General features: G+C 37.8%; 13 protein-coding genes and 1 pseudogene. 13 read left to right on the forward strand and 1 reads right to left on the reverse strand.

What is annotated here, in order from left to right:
• Positions 1 to 43 precede the first annotated feature (43 nt).
• The 10 genes from BHU72_RS16580 (at position 44) to BHU72_RS14700 (ending at position 6185) form a co-directional block, all read left to right on the forward strand.
• Positions 44 to 169 (forward strand): spore coat associated protein CotJA, encoded by a 126-nt coding sequence (locus BHU72_RS16580; RefSeq protein WP_367114485.1) that lies wholly within the window; start codon positions 44 to 46, stop codon positions 167 to 169.
• 699 nt (positions 170 to 868) lie between these two features.
• Complete coding sequence (locus BHU72_RS14655) at positions 869 to 1618, forward strand: NERD domain-containing protein (protein ID WP_069703376.1); 750 nt, start codon at positions 869 to 871, stop codon at positions 1616 to 1618.
• Between the two features lie 290 nt (positions 1619 to 1908).
• Positions 1909 to 2445 carry a YfiT family bacillithiol transferase gene (locus BHU72_RS14660; RefSeq protein WP_069703377.1) on the forward strand — a complete coding sequence of 179 codons (537 nt, stop codon included), beginning with the start codon at positions 1909 to 1911 and terminating at the stop codon, positions 2443 to 2445.
• A gap of 338 nt (positions 2446 to 2783) precedes the next feature.
• Complete coding sequence (locus BHU72_RS14665; RefSeq protein WP_069703378.1) at positions 2784 to 2981, forward strand: hypothetical protein; 198 nt, start codon at positions 2784 to 2786, stop codon at positions 2979 to 2981.
• Positions 2982 to 3153: 172 nt separating this feature from the next.
• Positions 3154 to 3621 carry a hypothetical protein gene (locus BHU72_RS14670; RefSeq protein WP_069703379.1) on the forward strand — a complete coding sequence of 156 codons (468 nt, stop codon included), beginning with the start codon at positions 3154 to 3156 and terminating at the stop codon, positions 3619 to 3621.
• Positions 3622 to 3773: 152 nt separating this feature from the next.
• Positions 3774 to 4241 (forward strand): hypothetical protein, encoded by a 468-nt coding sequence (locus BHU72_RS14675; RefSeq protein WP_141709338.1) that lies wholly within the window; start codon positions 3774 to 3776, stop codon positions 4239 to 4241.
• 227 nt (positions 4242 to 4468) lie between these two features.
• Positions 4469 to 4804, forward strand: a complete 336-nt coding sequence (locus BHU72_RS14680; protein ID WP_141709339.1) for a hypothetical protein — start codon at positions 4469 to 4471, stop codon at positions 4802 to 4804.
• A gap of 217 nt (positions 4805 to 5021) precedes the next feature.
• Complete coding sequence (locus BHU72_RS16585; RefSeq protein WP_069703382.1) at positions 5022 to 5216, forward strand: PspC domain-containing protein; 195 nt, start codon at positions 5022 to 5024, stop codon at positions 5214 to 5216.
• Between the two features lie 30 nt (positions 5217 to 5246).
• Positions 5247 to 5489 (forward strand): hypothetical protein, encoded by a 243-nt coding sequence (locus tag BHU72_RS14690; RefSeq protein WP_069703383.1) that lies wholly within the window; start codon positions 5247 to 5249, stop codon positions 5487 to 5489.
• A gap of 468 nt (positions 5490 to 5957) precedes the next feature.
• Positions 5958 to 6185: a hypothetical protein gene (locus BHU72_RS14700; protein ID WP_069703385.1), complete on the forward strand. Its 228-nt coding sequence runs from the start codon at positions 5958 to 5960 to the stop codon at positions 6183 to 6185.
• Positions 6186 to 6365: 180 nt separating this feature from the next.
• Here BHU72_RS14700 and BHU72_RS16590 read toward each other — a convergent pair.
• Positions 6366 to 6772: pseudogene (locus BHU72_RS16590) on the reverse strand (IS1634 family transposase); the annotation flags it as partial.
• 352 nt (positions 6773 to 7124) lie between these two features.
• Here BHU72_RS16590 and BHU72_RS14705 point away from each other — a divergent pair.
• The 3 genes from BHU72_RS14705 to BHU72_RS14715 all read left to right on the forward strand — a co-directional run bounded on the left by BHU72_RS14705 (position 7125) and on the right by BHU72_RS14715 (position 18982).
• Positions 7125 to 10190 carry a hybrid sensor histidine kinase/response regulator gene (locus tag BHU72_RS14705; protein ID WP_069703386.1) on the forward strand — a complete coding sequence of 1022 codons (3066 nt, stop codon included), beginning with the start codon at positions 7125 to 7127 and terminating at the stop codon, positions 10188 to 10190.
• The gene (locus BHU72_RS14710; RefSeq protein WP_069703387.1) at positions 10187 to 11323 is read left to right on the forward strand and encodes a response regulator; all 1137 of its coding nucleotides are present in this window, start codon (positions 10187 to 10189) and stop codon (positions 11321 to 11323) included. Before BHU72_RS14705 ends, BHU72_RS14710 begins: the two co-directional genes overlap by 4 nt.
• 225 nt (positions 11324 to 11548) lie before the next feature.
• Complete coding sequence (locus tag BHU72_RS14715; RefSeq protein WP_069703388.1) at positions 11549 to 18982, forward strand: leucine-rich repeat protein; 7434 nt, start codon at positions 11549 to 11551, stop codon at positions 18980 to 18982.
• Positions 18983 to 18992 lie beyond the last annotated feature (10 nt).

The following is an 18992-nucleotide window of genomic DNA, read 5'->3' on the forward strand; positions in this document are numbered from 1 at the left end:
ACAGCAAGTCACACCTGTAATGCCAATCTATCCTGTTCTACCAATGCCATTTGATCCTTTCTGCCCACAATTCTCTCCTCAAGAAGCATTGGAAAAAGGAACATTATTTAAATGGTTATACGATCCATATGTACCTACAATGCCTAGAAGAAGAGGTTTGTTCGGGTAATATTCAATGAACTAAACAAATTATTTTTCATGAGGCTGTTGCTCAACGAATTAAAATTTCGATGAGTAACAGCCTTTTTGCTATTTTTATTTGTCGAATATTGACATCTTATGTCGTCAAGGAAGGATTTTCCACTATTGTTGTCGAAAGGTTTGGAAAATCAATTGCATATTCAGTGTTCATGGCATAAATGATTAAAACTCAAAGCGTAGAAATGTCTATTATGCAAACTAACATAGAAATGTAGTTAGGTGAATTTAAGGGTACAAAGTTCAGTCTCTGGCTCTGGGAGCCATCCACCGATAATAGAGTGCTATTGCTCGGACACCAAAAAATATTTTACATTGCCAGGAGAATGTATTGAATTAACTGCAGAACGAATAAACAAAAAATTCAAAATCTAAAAGGATTTTATATCATTTATGAATCATGGGGATTGCTATATTGCTATTAGTAATAAGAATCTTCATATTGAAATTAAGAGTTAGTAACATAGAAAATATAAAAACAAGAATCGTACAAAAACGTACAAGCTTGCCCACAATGTGGTGTGAAGTTAGTTCGAAAGAGTGCCAAATACAGCGCTTTCATGGGTAATAAAAGCCCATAACGTCTGACGAATAACGGACCAACAAGACTTTCCAACCAGGTTTTCATATCATGTACGCCATACAAATACAACTGAAAGGAAGACGAAGTATGATTTTTAAAATGTTTACAGAGTTATGGTATTTATGGGCTCTTGTTATAATTGTATTTTTTTATTCATTATTTAAACCGAAGATCAAAGGATATTTAGGAGAAAAAGCTATTGCAGTTATATTATCTAGGCTTGATTCCGAAAAGTATAAAATTATTAATGACATCATGATTGAAGTAAATGGCAAGACTTCTCAAATCGATCATGTTATTGTATCGAATTATGGAATTTTCGTTATTGAAACAAAGAATTATAAAGGATGGATTTTAGGAGAAGAAAGAAGTGAGTATTGGACACAGGTTATTTATAAACGTAAAGAGAGGCTATATAATCCCATTAGGCAAAACTATGGACACATTCAAGCTTTGAAAGGTATTTTAGAGGCATACTCCAATGTGGTATTTATCCCAATAGTAGTGTTTTCTGTGAATTCAAATTTAAAAATAAAAACTACGTCAGAAGTGGTATATAGTGTAAATCTCTTAAAAACAATTAAAAAGTATAATCAAGAGATTATATCAAATAAGGAGAAAGATGAGATATTCTCTAAAATAGTTGCACTTAATATAGTGGATAAAGATTCAAAGAAAAAGCACATATCGGATATTCGCCAAAATATAATAGAAAAAAATGTACAGGTAAGTCATGATGTTTGTCCAAGGTGTAATGGTCAGTTATTGAAAAGAAAAGGAAAAAACGGAGAATTTAAAGGGTGTTCCAATTTTCCTAAATGTAGATTCACTGCATAAAGAAACCACTTCGATCCCAATTTAAAGCCCATCGCTGTTGAATATAACAGTCGTAGGTTTTTTGTGTTGATAGAAGCATATATGCCATAAGAAGGAAATATTAGAATTAGGGAGAATATAATAACAGAAATTATTGGAAGTATTTGTATTGATAATGCAAGAAATGGAGTTAGGTGTTTTCAAGAGATTAATGTCGTTGAGATCCTAATAAGAGTGTTTATATGAACCAGTGTCAAGGATGTAGTAGTTATACGTAATGACTCAAAACCATTAAGATAGGAGTGTTTCTAATGTTTAATTGTTGCTCGTCATCTAGTCAAAGGTACCCGATAGGAGTTTTTGAACCAGCCGAAGAGATCACAAAAAGTCTTCTTACGAAATACATCAATGATCTTAACTCAATTCCAAGCAATTTGAAGGAAAGTATTGATAAATTAAATGAGGAGCAATTGAATTACTCATATAGGCTAGATGGATGGACTGTTACACAAGTAGTCCATCATTTAGCTGATACACACATGAATGCATACATTAGATTTAAACTAGCACTCACAGAATCCAACCCACTTGTCAAAACTTATGATGAGGTACAATGGGCCGAATTATTTGATGGCGTTAGCGCTCCAATTGATACATCAGTAGCCATAATTACTGGTTTACATAAAAGGTGGGGCATATTAATCGATTCTTTAACAGAGCAACAACTAAAACGAAACTTTAATCATCCAGTGTCAGGGAGTTCGCCAATTGAAAGGCTTATAGAATTTTACTCGTGGCATGGAAACCACCACATAGCCCATATTAATTTGATTGTTGAGAAAAAATGAAGCCTACAGTAACAGTCTAGGTTTTTTTTATGCGCAAAAAACTAACTGGGGCAGGAAATAAGCAAAACAGTATAGAATATAATATATAATCATTGGAAGTTTTTGTATAGAAAGATAAAGTATGGTATTCCATGCAATTCGACACAGTAATATTCCTTTCAGTTTAACACCAATTGTAATTAAGTAATCCTAAAAAGCTACACAACGATTATAGCAAGCAGTAAAGTTCATTACTCTTTCTACGGTGACTTTCACAGACTCTGAAAATATCACTCGTCATGCGTAGCTTAAGAAAGAGTTGTATTTAATACAATAGTTGGTAAATGGGGGTATAGACAATGCTTGATGGTAGTAGACTAGTTACTTTTTTTGCATTTTTGCCTATAGGTTTGCATGTAGCGTTTATTATCTTTGTCATATATTTTGTGATTAAAATAATAAAGTTTATGGATGCTAAAACAAAATTAGATCAAGAAAGAAATGAAAAGCTTGATGAAATACTGAAGTTTGTTAACTATGAATATAGCCGAAAATAACTTCTATATATTATAGAATAAATACGATTTTAAGTGCGCAAATCCTATTCCAATGGGAAATGTCTTTCTCCACTACCAACTCAATTGGGTTACAAACACGCTTTGAATATGATACCAGTGGAGGTCTTGTAAGAACTGTTCAACCAGGGAACAAAATAAGGGGGTCGAGAGTTTGGAAAAGAAGATTTTTTTTATAATAGCACTTCTAATCTCTTTTATATTGGTATCGGGATGCGATTCTCAGTATAGAACTATTCCTGAAGATCTAAAAAATGTAACTTTTAACCAACAACTATCTGTGATATATGAGGATCAGGATAAATACATTGTGGAAATAAAATTTGAAAACAAAACGAATTATGATTTTTCACCTACAGTTGTTTCAGTACGACCTCAAATTCGATATGTAAAAGACGGGGTCGATTATGGCGAACCAAACCCAATAAATTTACTCGGGGAACAAGTGGATTATGGACCTCGAAAATATAAATATAAAATAGAAATACCTAAAAAGATTTTTGATGTTTATGATCATATGAGTAAAGATAGAGTAACTGTGACTGTGGAAGGAATGTTTACAAAAGGAAATAAAATAATTTTTGGAGTATCATATGGAGAAGATCTGGAATTGATAAAATAACAGTTTTACATTGTCTCTTATGGAAATGAAGAATGATGAGATTAATGTTCATTTTCGTGATGATTATTTTACATCAAATGAGCCTGTTGACATAACTATTGACATTTATTTTAATTCTATCTACGTTATTGAATTTTAGTCTAGTAATACAAATGACTTACCATGAGAGTAGAAAGGAAAATGTAGCGTATAATCTGTATTCTAACTTTTTTTCAACCTTGTATCATTATGGTAATAGCTTAGATGATTATAGTAACAATATAGAAAAAAGTAATGATGATAATATTAGAAACTTACAAGTTTTATCTACGTATAGCTTTAACTTAATAGAATACTCAAGAGCTCACGCACAACTAATTGAAGATGATGACAAGGTAGCTAACTTACTATGGGATCTAGCTGTAAACATACAAGAGTTTACAAATAATCTTTATGATACTAACAAAATAATAGACAAAAGAATTAAAATCACCGAATTTTCAGCAATTATAAATGAAATAGTAACAGCGGAAAATCAAGCAAGAATGAGTCAAAAGAACATAGGATTTGAAAAGGAGAAAGAAGAAGTGTATTCGCTCATCAGTCCGAAAATTACTCAAGCTATCGAAGTATTAGAATGATAGTTGGTACATCTCAAAAACGCTCATAACGACACGTTGTTAAGAATCGGCAAATCCTTCTATCTAAAAGGAGCATCAATGAAAAATATAAAACTGATATTAATCGCAATACTTATAACTGCATTAGTAATTATCAACTACAAAAGGACACAGTCTCGGAAGATATAAAGGACATAATGGGTTTTCAATTAATTTCAAACAGTATTATTCAACTTGAAGGGACGGTCATGTTTCAAATTGATAATAACTGGTTTAATCCTAATAGTGTAATCGAGAAAGTAGAGGATGTAGTCGAGAGTATCTATATTACCCAAGAAGTCACTGGAAAACTACATGCGTTATCGAGTGAAGATGAAGAAGTACTACACAAACTAGCTGATTATTTTGGTAGATACCCTAAGTACTCGGGATTTCCAAACAATAGTATTGATGAGAATGATATTGAAATGTTTGTAGAGCTAAGAAAGAATCTAAGGGCAATTGGATGGGGAATGAATCTAAATTATTCTAGTGACTGGAATGAATTGACAGAGAAGGCAAATAATCTAATAAATAGTAGGTAACTAAAAGAAAGCTCTAAGGAGAACACTAAAGCAGTATTAATACTTTGCACAGCCAAGCTTTAATACCAACTTAGAAGTAGAGATTCAAAAGTCAAATCATTATTAAAGGAAATTTCAAAATTTTGGACAGTCATGGAACGAATTTTAATCATTTTTTTAGGTTCCTATTAGATGGATACTTATAAACATTGGATTTGGTGTTCTAGGAGGGAACCATTTGATAAAATTAAAAAGATCATCAACAGACAAGTCTTTTTATGGTGTATGTGGAGGTATAGCAAATTATTTTAATATCCCATCTTTATTGGTTAGGTTGGTATTTTTATTTACTACTCCTTTATCGGTATGGGTATATTTGTTATTCGTTGCATATGTAGAAGAAAAACCATCATTCGTAAAACTCCGAAACTAAGGAATCAATTATAGAAATACGAGGACAAAAATGAAAATAGGATTAATGACAGGGGTAAAGAGTGATGAAGAAATTGACCGTTTTATTGGTTGCCACTGTATATATTCATGCTTTCCAAAAGACTTCTTATCTACTTCCATGACGATAACAATGATATCTGCTGTAATGCTAATCATTAGAGGAATATTGCTATACTTACAAATGAGAAATAGTTCACCTAACGTTGATCGTTCTAAAGTATATATAGAAGAAAATACTGATCTTAGTGACTGAAAATATATTGATTTTAGAAAGTCAATTCTATTCTTGTTTTGGAATCAATGATACTAAAATAGCTTTTTCAATCTACATTTCAGATTCAACTTATCATGATTGCTAGAATAGTAATTCCGTTTGTTTTAGGTTTGTTTCTCGCTATTCCCAAGGTTATATGTGAATGGAGAAAGGAAGGGAAATGGCAATATGACTGGGTAAAATTATTGGCAATAGGAGTACCTATTCTATATATTGTATTCATGCCTATAATCTCATATATATGGCCACAATACTTTTCTTCTGAATTGAACATTATCGCTAGTATACCTTTATTCTTACATCTAATGCCGCACGCTATTGCTGGTATTGCAACAGGATATTTCTTAATTGCGTGCATCTATAAAACTCCTAATCAAAATGAGCCCACACTGAGCAAGAAGAAAAACTAGAGTCAAGTGGGGATGGGCAGATATGTTAAAGTAGCTGATGACTGTGTTATTATCGCTGTTCCTTACAGGTTGCGGTTCGAGTACGACTCATTTAAATCAGTATGGTGTAATAAACTCGCCTACAATCGGATCATGTAGTCCTGATTTTAATAAAGATAGTATTATTAAAATGAAATTTGAATGGAATGGAGTAATAGAAGAATTAGAAGCAACGTTAGATGAAAGTAAGATTCCTTTCAGTTTAATATTATCCAATCATAATTAAGTAATACTACAAAGCTACACGACGATTTCTGATCTTATGTAAAACGACAAAATCGCTTTTGGAGCTAATAACTACTTATCAACCGAAAACATATCACTGTACACTATAACAGTCGGTAGGTTTCTTTTTTATACGAAAAATTACCAGGGGCAGGAAAAAAGTAGAATAATATAGAAAGTCAAAGCCGGGGACCTGAAAGTCGGCGAGTAGATTCTTGACAGTACTGACATCAGGGATGTTACCTGCTAGCTTTCGGTAGTAAAAAGGAAGACCCGATTTTTGACCAAATACCAGAGCGAGGTTGATTTGGGGTAACTCGTATCATTTTCCATATTCCTTCCATATTGGACTTGTCGAAGAGTTTGGGAACAGCTAGACACAAAGGTCGTATCATAAGCCCAATTCTCATCTTCCTGACGGCGTTTCTCCTGTAGTTTAAAGAAGTGATTTCTTTCTTCTTCTGAGATACTAGCAAACAGTTCACTGCTTCGCTGAGATGCTATATTCTTGCCGTATGGATGACGATGAAGCATGCTCCATTTTTCAAAGCGAAAAAGCGGTGAATCGCTTTCCGGAATCAGACGATAAAAAAGAAGAAAAGTGCGTGAAATCAACTGTTTAGAGCTATTTCATAGTCACATCATAGTTATGAGTGGCGGGAATTCAGGATATAGAAACTTATAATAAAAATAAACTTGCTGAAGCAAGTCAATGAACAGTTGATATCTCTTGATAATGATACTATTTTTTTAAATATTTTGCTCATGTCATTTCAAAGATCAACGTTTTTATAGATCGTATTGAAATACTTTACACAATCAAGGATATCGGTTGTACTGATAAGAAGGTTAAAGAATAGCCCAAAACCATACACTGTTTAGAACTGGTTTAGAACTGTATGGTATAATGTATTCTAATTGCCATAAGGAAGGAGACAAAATGAATAATAAAATTATTAGGATTGCATCCCTCATTTTCATTATGTGCGGTATCTCTTTTTTGATTGTGACATCCTATATAGATTTAAGCAATTCAAAAGCGCCAGAACATTTTGTCTCCGCGGGTTTAATTGATTTGTCTAAAATTGAGGACTTTAATCACCTTGTAAAATTAGATGGGGAATGGAAATTTTATGAGAATGAATTAATTCATGACGCTCAATCCATCGAGGAATCGAAAAAAATATTCGTTACAGTACCAGGGAAATGGAATCGATATGAGACTGGAAGAAAAGAACCCAAGTCCTTTGGCTACGGCACCTTTCACTTGAGGATTCAATTAAGTGAGACCCAAATTAATCAAATGGTTGGATTAAAGATACAAAATATAGGCATGTCGAACAAAGTCATTATTAATGATCAAGTGATTTCAATGAGCGGCAAGCCAGGTATTGATCGAAACAGCTATGAGATGGGCAATGTGCCGAAGTATGTGTTCTATTATCCGGAAAAAACTGAATTAGATGTTTTGATACAAGTAACAAATTTTGACTACAGTCCTTATAGTGGCATTGTCAGCTCAATCTTGTTTGGTCCTCAAGAGGTCCTAGAGAATACCAGAATAACAGCTTATGGATATGAGTTGGTTTTTTTGGGAGCAAGTTTAGCGGTTGGTTTTGTGTTCTTTATGGTCTTCTTATTTCGTATCAAGAGAACCTATTTGCTGTATTTTTCAATGTATATTATATCCAGCGGCTTATATGTCTTAACCCATGGCGAAAAAATATGGTTTCATCTTTTTCCAACTTTTGACTATCTTATATTTGCAAAAATTCAGTATTTTTCAGCAGCTCTAGCTATTAGCTTTTTTATAGGGTATTTATACACTTCATTTCCTGAAGTTTTTAAGAACAGAATGACAAAAGCTTTATTACTCGTTTCTTTTGCCTTTTATCCTGCGGTGTTATTCCCTTTAAGTATTCAGTCGAATATTTCGAGTATTCAAATCGCATTTTACATAGCAGTCATGTTGTATTCGGTGTATGGGAGTGTTAAAAGCATACTACATGAACATACCTATTCTGTCTATTTTGTCGGGATTATTCTTTCGACAGCATTCATGGGCAGAGAAGGCATCTATTTGGTTCTGGGAAAAGGAAAAGTCGGGCTGTGGATGCTTCTTGCTCAATTTACTTGGATCTTAATCCACGCGTCTTTAATTGCGGGGAGGTTGAGCAAGACCTTTGATCTGGTGGAGGAACAATCCAAGGAACTCATACGAATGGATCAATTGAAAGACGAATTTTTAGCGAAGTTGTCCTACGCATTAAGAGCACCACTGATGGGTATTTCCAATGTGACAAAACTTTATATAGAGCAAGAGGAAGACACACTATCCTATTCCCGAGGTGTAAAACTCTCTCAAATCCAAGACTTTTCAAGAAGATTAACGCGGCTTGTCAACGATATGACGGATATCTCCAAAATAAAAGAAGGCAAACTCACTTTGGAGTTGAGCGTCATCCAAATGAATAGATTTTTACGTAAAGTAGCAACATCCATGGCAGTTGCTTATAAAGATGACGGTGCAAGAATCGTCTTTGATATTGAGGACAGCATCCCCATGATAAGAGCGGATCAAGATCGCATGAAGCAGATTATTTTTTGTCTAATGGATCATGCTGTGCTCAACAGTAAAAATAATCCTATCACATTAAGTGGACGCGGAAACACTGAGAGCGTTGAAATATCTGTAAGATATCCAGAGGAAAGTTCTCAAAGCAATAAGCATAACGAGCTGTTTGAGCCATTTTCTCAACAGAATGACTTGGGTATGGAGTCGGGGCTGGGGTTATCTATTGCCAAGCAACTTACAGAACTGATGGGCGGAATAATTGAAGTTAAGCACATTGAAAGTGGAGAAATCAGCATCACTGTCATTTTCCCTGCTTATAAAAGTAGGGTAGAAGTGGATGAAATAGCGGTTACTGAGATACAGTCATCCCAGGGAGAGACTTTTAACGATATTGAGGAACAGACACTCGCTACACCATATAGCATTAAAACAGCGGGCCAAAGTACGGTGATCGTAGCCGATGAAAGTCCTACAAACCTTAAGTTGATTGTTGACATGTTAGTGCATCACAATTATTCGGTGATTGCCGTCGATAATGGGCACGATGTCATGAAGCAACTACAGCTTAATCCCAGCACGGATTTGGTCGTTATTGATTATTGGATGCAAGATCCTTCGGGGTTAGAAATTTGTCGCAAATTAAGAGAAGTCTATAGTCGTGATGACCTACCCATACTGATGCTTACGACAACAATCGATCCAAGTGTTGTGGAAAGGGCGTTACTCTCTGGGGCAAATGATTTTCTCTATAAGCCCTATCAAGCGAATGAGTTAATTGCTAGAGTGCATTCCCTTGTTCAAGTGAAAAAAACATTGGCCCTGACGACGAGCTATGAGCTGGCGTTTCTTCACGCTCAGATTAAACCACACTTTCTCTATAATGCTTTAAACACAATTGCTGAGTACTGCGAAACTGAGCCCCATGAGGCAGGAAGACTAATCATTTCACTTTCGAAATATTTAAGGGGCACCCTTGATTTTGAGAATATCAGCAGCTTTGTGACGGTTGAAAAAGAGTTGTCACTGGTCAAAGCATATCTCAATATAGAAATGGCACGCTTTGATAAGCTTGAAGTGGCATTTGATGTGGATGACAACATCACTGTTTCTTTACCCTCATTAACCTTACAAACCCTAGTTGAAAATGCAGTGAAGCACGGAGTGACGAAAATAGTAGCAGGAGGTAAGGTCACCATATCCATTAAGCAGTTAGATGACGGTGTGATTTTTACCGTTGAGGATAATGGTGTGGGCATGGATTTAGAGAAACTGGACATATCCAATAAGACATCAGAGAAACGAAACAGTATTGGCTTATATAATATTAACACGAGACTACTCAAGATTTACGGAAAAGAGTTAATCATCGAGAGTACACCGGGATTAGGGACCAAAGCAAGTTTTGTCATACCCAATGGAGGTAGTCTATGAAGACAGTAGATAAAGTAGATCACTATAGAATAGTTGTGATGGATGATGAAAGGAAAGCCTTAGAACGCTTTAAACGCCTCATAGCAGAGGAGGAAAATCTCACACTAGTGGCAAGTTTTACAAACCCCCATGAGGCAATCCACTATATTGAAAATCACAACGTGGATGTTGTCTTTGCTGATATAGAAATGCCTGAAATCAGTGGGACAGAAGTTGCAGATCTCATCGCAGCAATCAATCCGAGTATTGACGTGGTCTTTGTAACGGCTTACAGTCAATATGCACTACAAGCTTTTCAAGTCCATGCGGTAGGGTATTTACTGAAACCCATAGAGGTTGAAGACATCAGAAAGCAGATGAACCAGATTATTAAAAGAAGAGAAATGCGAAGGATTGGTCCTAAAAATGAAAAATGTATTATTCAATGTCTGGGACAGTTTCTTTGTTATCGCAACGACCAAGAATTTGTCAAGTGGCGAACAGCTAAAGCGGAAGAACTTTTAGGATTTTTGCTCCATTATCGGGGGAAGCCAGTATCAAAAGAAAAAATTATAGATACACTCTGGCCAGATATGGAACCTAAAAAAGCCTCACAAAACCTACATTCAAATCTTCATTTTGTTCGTGAAGTGATGAAAAGTATTGGATTAGAAAACGTTATAGAAAGAAATAGAGAGAATTATCGGTTGAATACGGATTATATCGATTGTGACATGCTTCACTTTATGGCGCTAATTGAGGAAATCTCAAGGGTGGATCATCATGTAGACATTAATACACTGGAGAAGGCGGATACATTTTATCGTGGCACATATTTTGAAGATAAAACCTATAAGTGGGCAGAGAGTCTAAGTCATTGGCTTCAAAACCAATTTGTTAGCATGAAGTTAAAGCAAGGGGCTTTCTATAAAAAAAGCGGTGTGAATGCCAAGGCGATCAGCGCTTATAAGACGATCATTCATCTGAGTCCAATCGAAGAGGACGCCTATATAGAACTTGCGGAAATATATTTGGAGCAAGGAGATAGGGCATCGGCTTTACAATGTTATAAGAACTGTGTAAAGGTTCTAGAAGAAGAGCTAGATGTAAAACCATCTGCGCGATTTAAAGCTTTAATGTCAAAAGTAAAGTGAATAGAGGATATAGCTGAGGAAGTGCTTTAAGAGCGCTTCTTTTTTTGATGCTTCGCTTCGTGTTTAGAAATGGTTTAGAAGTGATTTAGAAATGGTTTAGAGCACTGTGGTTAAATAATTGCATAGATTCTAGAGGTTGGTGATGTAAAGATAGGAATGGTATTGGTCAAGATGTCATAGAACAAGCTTTTAGAAAAATATGGGATTCAAGAGAGGTGGAGAAAAATGTCTAAAAAGATTAAGAAAATAATTTCAGTGATGCTGGTTTTGTTATTGGTGTTTGGGATGGTTCCAGGTTCAATGACGGGTAGTGGGGTTGTTTATGCGTCAGCTCCAGAAACTATAACCGTTACAGGTGCTGGCTGGGGAGCAGCTAATGGAACTTATACCATTGAAGGTACGTATGGAGGTAAGCCAATATATAGAAATGATACTATTGAGATAAGATGGGATTCAACAATGGGTGACGTTTGGGCTATTAAGTTCACTAGCGGTTTAGTTTTATATTTTGCTCAAGAGGATGTTGCCAGTCCAGATTTGGTTGTAGCGTGGAGTACCCATGATCCTTTTTTTGCACCTGTACCTACAACTGGACCTGCTACTTCGTCAGATGCGACGGTGTCAGTTATCAATCCAATGACTTATATTGTAAATAACGACACAAATACAATTTCTAATAATATTACACAGATTACTACAAATGTTCCAGTCAGTTCGTTCCTCTCCTATTTGCAGAAACATCCTGCAGCAGACTGGAAGGTGGTTACAACAGGGACAACGATCACAAATGCTGCAACGTTCGACAGTGCAACCGGAAAAGCTGTTGACACTTATTTGGCAGTTGGTGATAAGCTAGCAGTTAAAGCAGAAGACGGTACGGTGAAGGTGTACGACATAACAGTGATTGAAGAAGGTGCTTCTTCTGATACAGATCTCGTAAGCGATAGCAGCAGTGTTACAATCGACATAAATGCTGGTACAATTACTGTATTGCGGTTACATGAAGATTATGAGATGCAAGATTTATACTTTGGAATTGAATGGCCTGAAGATTCGAGTTTTAAGTTCACTGCAGCGGGTATTGCTGATGATGCTGTTTTCTCTGGGATTGTTGGGAAAGATTGGCAAGATCAGATTGTAACAGGTGATAAGGTATTCGTGCAAGCGCAAAACGGTACAGTGAAGGTATACACAATCACTTTAGCGTTCACACGTATTGCATCTAAAGAAGATGCAAATGATGACTATTTTTATAATGTTAATATACGCAATGGAACGATTACTGAGGATGCCTCAGAGATTACTACTGCTGTGACAGTATCTGCATTCTTAGATAACCTAATAAAGCATGCTAATACAGTGTGGAAGGTTGTTGCAACTGGTACAACGATCACAGACGCTGCTACGTTTGACGGTGCATCAGAAAAAGCTAGTGGAGCTACTTTAGCAGTTGGCGATTTGTTAGCTGTTAAAGATGCAGCTGGTGCGGTGAAGGTGTATGCGATTACGGTAACGGATGCTAGCTCCAGCAATACACCTGAACAATACTTTATCTTCGATCCTGACACTGGAACGATTACAGGTTACAGTAGTGAGGGTCCTAAGGATGTAGTAATACCAAGCACCATAGACGGTGTGGCTGTTGTGAGTATAGGCGACTGGGCCTTCGGGATGCAGACGTTAACAACGGTGACGATTCCTGCAAGTGTGATGAGTATAGGTGTAAGTGCCTTCTTTTCTAGCTCGTTGACATCTGTAACGATTCCGGAAGGTGTGACGAGTATAGGTGACTTTGCCTTCGAAAGTAACCAGTTGACAACGGTGACGATTCCTGCAAGTGTGACGAGTATAGGTGAAGGTACCTTCAAAGATAACCCGTTGACCGAAGTAACCATTGGAAGTGGAGTTGTTATAACTCACGATGACTCAATGGGAACTCATGGCGCGTCATTCAAAAGAGATTATGAAGCAAACGGCAGTCTAGCTGGGACGTACACCTATGACTCTGGAACAGCTAGTTGGATTTTTTCTTCAGGAACGATGTCAAGCGATGCTGAAGTATCCATTATCGACAGCAATAACTCTTATGTAGTCGATAATTCGGAAAATACGATTGTGGCGGACCAGACACCGATTACAACTGATATGAAAGTCGGTGCTTTTCTTGCTAATTTAGAGAAGCATGCTGCCGCAAGCTGGAAGGTCGTTACAACGGCTACGACAATCACAAATGCTGAAACGTTTGACAGTGCAACAGAAAAAGCTGGTGGCGATAACTTAGCAGTAGGCGATTTGTTAGCAGTCAAAGCGGAAGACGGTACGGTGAAGGTGTATGCGATTACGGTAACGGGAGATTCGTCCGGAGAGCCACAGCCACTCCAGCCTGAAGGAACGGGTACAGAGCAGGATCCATATCTAGTTGCTACAATTGAGAATTTGATCTGGTTACAAGAGCAGAGCCAAACAAACAATTTCTCAGGAAAGCATTTTAGACAAACAGCCGATATAGATCTATCTGTTATCGCAAATTGGGGTGGAATAGGTAAAGCTGATTTGGGTGTTTCCTTTCAGGGCACTTACGATGGTTATGGGTATACAATCAATAACATGACGATTACCAGAGATGATGCTACAATTGGTTTTTTTAATGCAATTAACAACAGTACAATAAAAAGACTAGCGATTACAAACGCAAATGTGACTAGGACTCATAACACATCGAGTGAAGCCGTGAGTATTTTAGTTGGATATGCAAATGCAACAGTAGTTATTCAGGATTGCTATACAACGGGAACTGTTATAGATGAACAAGCAACTAATAACTATACAGGAAGTGCTGCAGGAATTGTAGCGGAGGTAAACGGTGCTGGTACAATAATTAGAAGCTATTCACTTGCATCAATTTCTAGAACTGCAGCAGTAGGTAGTTTCACAGGGGGGTTAAGTGGTCGGATCTCAGCAAATTCTGAAATAACGGACTCTTTCTTTGCAGGAACTATCACTGGGAGTAATTGGTTCAGAGGTTATATTGTAGGTGCTAGCATGGCCACTGTCGATAAATTCACTAATACTTTCGCAGCAGCTTCAAGCACTGATCGAATGATTGGCGTTTTGCTTACCGATTATAGTAATGTTCAACTGGACGGAAATGCGAAAGATGCATCGTTTTTCAAAGATGTTAATAATTACGGAGCGTCAACATATTCAACGGCATGGGATTTCGTGAATACATGGCAAATTGATCCTGCTGTTAACAATGGGTATCCAACTTTGCGGTCTCAAGGAACATCGGGTGAAGTACCTTCTGCTTCGTCAGATGCGACAGTATCAACCATCGGCAGCAACTATACTTATGTTGTAATCAATACACCAGCTACGATTGAAGCAGACATGACACCGATTACAACGGATATGAAAGTCGGTGCATTTCTTGCTAATTTAGAGAAGCATGCTGAAGCCGCTTGGAAGGTTGTTACAGCTGGCACGACAATCACAGATGCTGCAGAGTTTGACAGTGCGACAGAAAAAGCTAGTGGCGATAACTTAGCAGTTGGTGATTTGTTAGCTGTTAAAGCAGAAAATGGTACGGTGAAGGTGTATGCGATTACGGTAACACCGAATGATAATTCAGGAGACTTTATATTTGATATTCCTACCCAAACCATAACTGGGTACACTGGAAGCAATCCGAATGTTGTAATACCAGCAAGCATAGGCGGTGTTCAGGTAGTTGGTATAGGTGCATCTGCTTTTAGAAATATGACTTTGTCATCTATTATCATCCCTGAAGGGGTTACAAGTATAGGTGCCCATGCTTTTAGAAATAGCACATTGACTTCGGTGAGTATACCTGAAAGTATATTAAACATCGGGACATATGCTTTTGCAGACAACCTATTGACAAGTTTGACCATCCTTACAGGTGGAATAACTATGGCAGACGGTGTTTTCTTTAACAACAAACTGGATACGTTGAACTTACCAGAAACAATGACAAGCATAGCTGATGGAATGTTTACTCAAAATCTTTTGACCTCTGTAGTGATACCTGGATCGGTAACACATATAGGGCAAGCCTTTAACGCAAATGCTTTGACGAGGGTATCTATAGGAAATAATGTAACCATTGTTGCAAATGTTAACGCAATGGGCATTCATAGTATGACGTTTATAAGGGATTATACTGCTAACTCAAGTGCGGCAGGAACATACATTTATGACTCTGGATCAGATAGTTGGAGCATAGAAGTGCTAAAAACCTACGAAGAATTATTGGCGTTGATTGCGGAGTCTAAACAGAGACGTACTGAGACTGAAGAATCGGAAGATGGGGAATATGTTACTCCTGGAGCCTATTGGGCTACATCTGAGGTTTGGAATGCATTCAGTGACACGATTGATGAAATTGACAATAATAAGTGGTCGGGTAAAGCTGCTGAGGTTATTCATAATGAGTATTTATCATTAGACGCAGCTCGAACCTTATTCATGGAAGCTAGACAATATTTGATAGACAAATTTGACTTAGACATAGCTATTGAAGATGCGGAAACTAAAAAAATGGGAGTAGTCATTTCAGAAACAGGCGAAGGGATATTTGTAGGGACATACTGGGTTACGCAGGCGATGCAGGACACTTTTTCAGCTGCTATTGATTCAGCAAAAGGCGTTTACAACGATGCTGATGCTACTCAGGAAGAAGTAACAACGGCAATAGCCGCGCTCGTAGCTGCTACAAATAGCTACACACCTGTACAAGGAACAAATGTAGCTTCTTCTGATACAGATCTCGTAAGTGAGCGAGACTATATTACAGTCGATATAGATGCTGCTACAATCACTGCAGTACTTTTGTGGGACGAATTCATAAAGATGGATCTAGACCTTGCAATTGTTTATCCTGATGATTCGAGTTACAAGATTGCTGGTGCAGAGGTTGCTAATGATGCAGAATTTTCTGGGATTGTTGGAAAAACATCATTCTCAGCCGATCTTATAACGGGTGACAAGGTATTCGTACAAGCGCAAGACGGTACAGTGAAGGTATACACAATCACTTTAGCGTTGACACGTATTGCATCTAAAGACGATGAAAATGATGACTATTTTTATAATGTCAATATAGGTGCTGGAACAATTACGGATGATGCGTCAGAGATTACAACGGCTGTGACGGTATCTGAATTCTTGGCCAATTTAAGAAAGAATGAGGATGCAAACTGGAAGGTCGTAGCAATGGGAACGACCATAACAGACGCTGCAACATTCATTAGTGCAACAGGGAAAGCTGATGACGCTACTTTAGCAGTTGGTGATTTGTTAGCAGTTAAAGATGCAGACGGTAGGGTGAAGGTGTATACGATTACTGTAACACCGAATGATGATTCAGGTTACTTTACATTTAATGCAGAGACAGGAACTATCACAGGCTATTCAAATGATGGTCCGAAGGATGTAGTAATACCATCTACTATTAATGGTGTGTCTGTAACGAGCATAGGTAGTGCTGCATTCCTAATGATGAGTGTAACAAGCGTCACTATTCCAGACAGTGTAACTTCAATAGGGGCTAATGCATTCGCATTGAACTCTATAACAAGTGTCACTATTCCAGACAGTGTAACTTTAATAGATGCTAGTGCATTCTTTTCAAACTCAATAACGAGTATCACAATCGGTGCTAATGTAACTGTTTTTGATAACATTTCATTAGGATTAAACGGAGCGTCATTCAAGACTTTATATGATTCAAATAAACTAGCAGGAACATACACATACGTAGATGGTGCTTGGATAGGTCCTTCGGAAGGAGATGATTCAGATAACATGCTTTCCGACGACGCAACACTATCAGATCTCGCTATCAGCGTAGGTACGTTAAGTCCAGAATTTTCAAAACCAGAAAGAACGTTTACAGTCAGTGTTGCAAACGGAGTCACCAGCATGACTGTTACACCAACTGTTAATGACGAAGAGAATGGCACAGTAACGGTAAATGGTGTGACTGCTACCACTGGACAACCTTCAAATGCCATCACTCTGAATGTAGGTAGCAATCCTATAACTATTATAGTGACAGCAGAAGATGGCGTAACTACAGAAACCTACACCATCACAGTGACAAGAGCAGCAGGAAGTAATAATTCAGGAGAAAGTTCTAGTGGCGATGGCGATTCAGGCGGTGGAGGTGGCGATACACCAGCACCAGCACCAACACCTGCACCAACGCCAACACCAACACCAACGCCAACACCAGTGCCAGCACCAGTCGCAGCGAATCAAATAGCACAATCTGTTGAAAAAGAAACAACAACAGGCAAAGAAACAACCATCACCACCACAGACGGCAAAAACATCGCCGTAGTACAAATAACAAACGACAAAATGACAGATAAAATAACCCAACTAATAAATCAACGCCCAGTACCGCCTACGACACCAGCCGAGCAACCAGCACAGCCCGTAACACAATTGACTCGCAGTGAACAACGCACACAAAACGACCAGAACACGATCCAGATAGTAGTAGAAACACAGAACACAGACACAGTCAGTGCCCAACTCACAGGTGATATCGTTAAAAATATGGAAACGGGTGGAATCACACTATCAGTTAAAACTAACAACATAGACTACATCATCCCAGCAAAAGAAATAGCGATCGAACGAGTAGCCCAGAACTTAGGCATCGCAGCAGCTAACCTAGCATCAATCGTAGTCGAAGTCAAAATAGACAAAGCAACAACAGAAAAATCAGAGCAAATGCAACAAAGAGCTAGCGAGCGCAATGCAGAAATCGTTGTAGCGCCAATAAGCTTCCAAGTAATCGCACACACAACAACGAGCTCAGGCGAAACAAGTAGTCAGATAATATCTAACTTCTCACAATACGTAGAACGCGTCATGGAACTACCTGAAGGTATGGACCCTAGTAAAATAACAACAGGCATAATCTATGATGACAAGGGTACATTCGACCACGTGCCGACAGAAGTATTCCAAGCAGGCGGTAAATGGTTCGCTAGATTGAACTCGCTCACTAACTCAGACTACACCATAATCTACAACCCAATCACAGTTAAGTCAGTAGAAGGTCACTGGTCAAAAGACATTGTCAACGATATGGCGTCACGCATAGTCATAGCAGAGCACCAAACATTCACACCTGACACGGCCATTACCAGAGGAGAATTCGCCGACTACATCGTCAGAGCACTAGGCCTATATCGCGTAGGAAACTATGACAGACAACGCTTCACAGATGTAACGAGAAGTCACAAACAAGCCGATTCTATAACCATAGCTAACCAATACGGCATCATTAACGGCTATCCAGACGGAACATTCCGAGCAGAAGCAACCATTACTCGACAAGAAGCCATGACCATGTACGCTAGAGCAATGGACATCGTCAAGATAATCGAGCAAGAAATCAAACTAGAAGCCATCTATACCGATGTAGCAGACATAACCGGCTGGGCACACGCCTACGTCAAGAAAACAGTCAGTGCCGGCATATTTAAGGGTAGAACAGACACAACCATCAACCCATTAGAAACCTTTACCCGAGCCGAAGCAGCTACAGCGATCCGCAACATGCTAGTAAAGGCCGAGCTAATTAACGACAAGCTAGACTCCGTTGCAACCGTAACGAAATAAAGCAATACAA

This window comes from Desulfuribacillus stibiiarsenatis (assembly GCF_001742305.1).
Classification (GTDB): Bacteria; Bacillota; Bacilli; order Desulfuribacillales; family Desulfuribacillaceae; genus Desulfuribacillus_A; species Desulfuribacillus_A stibiiarsenatis.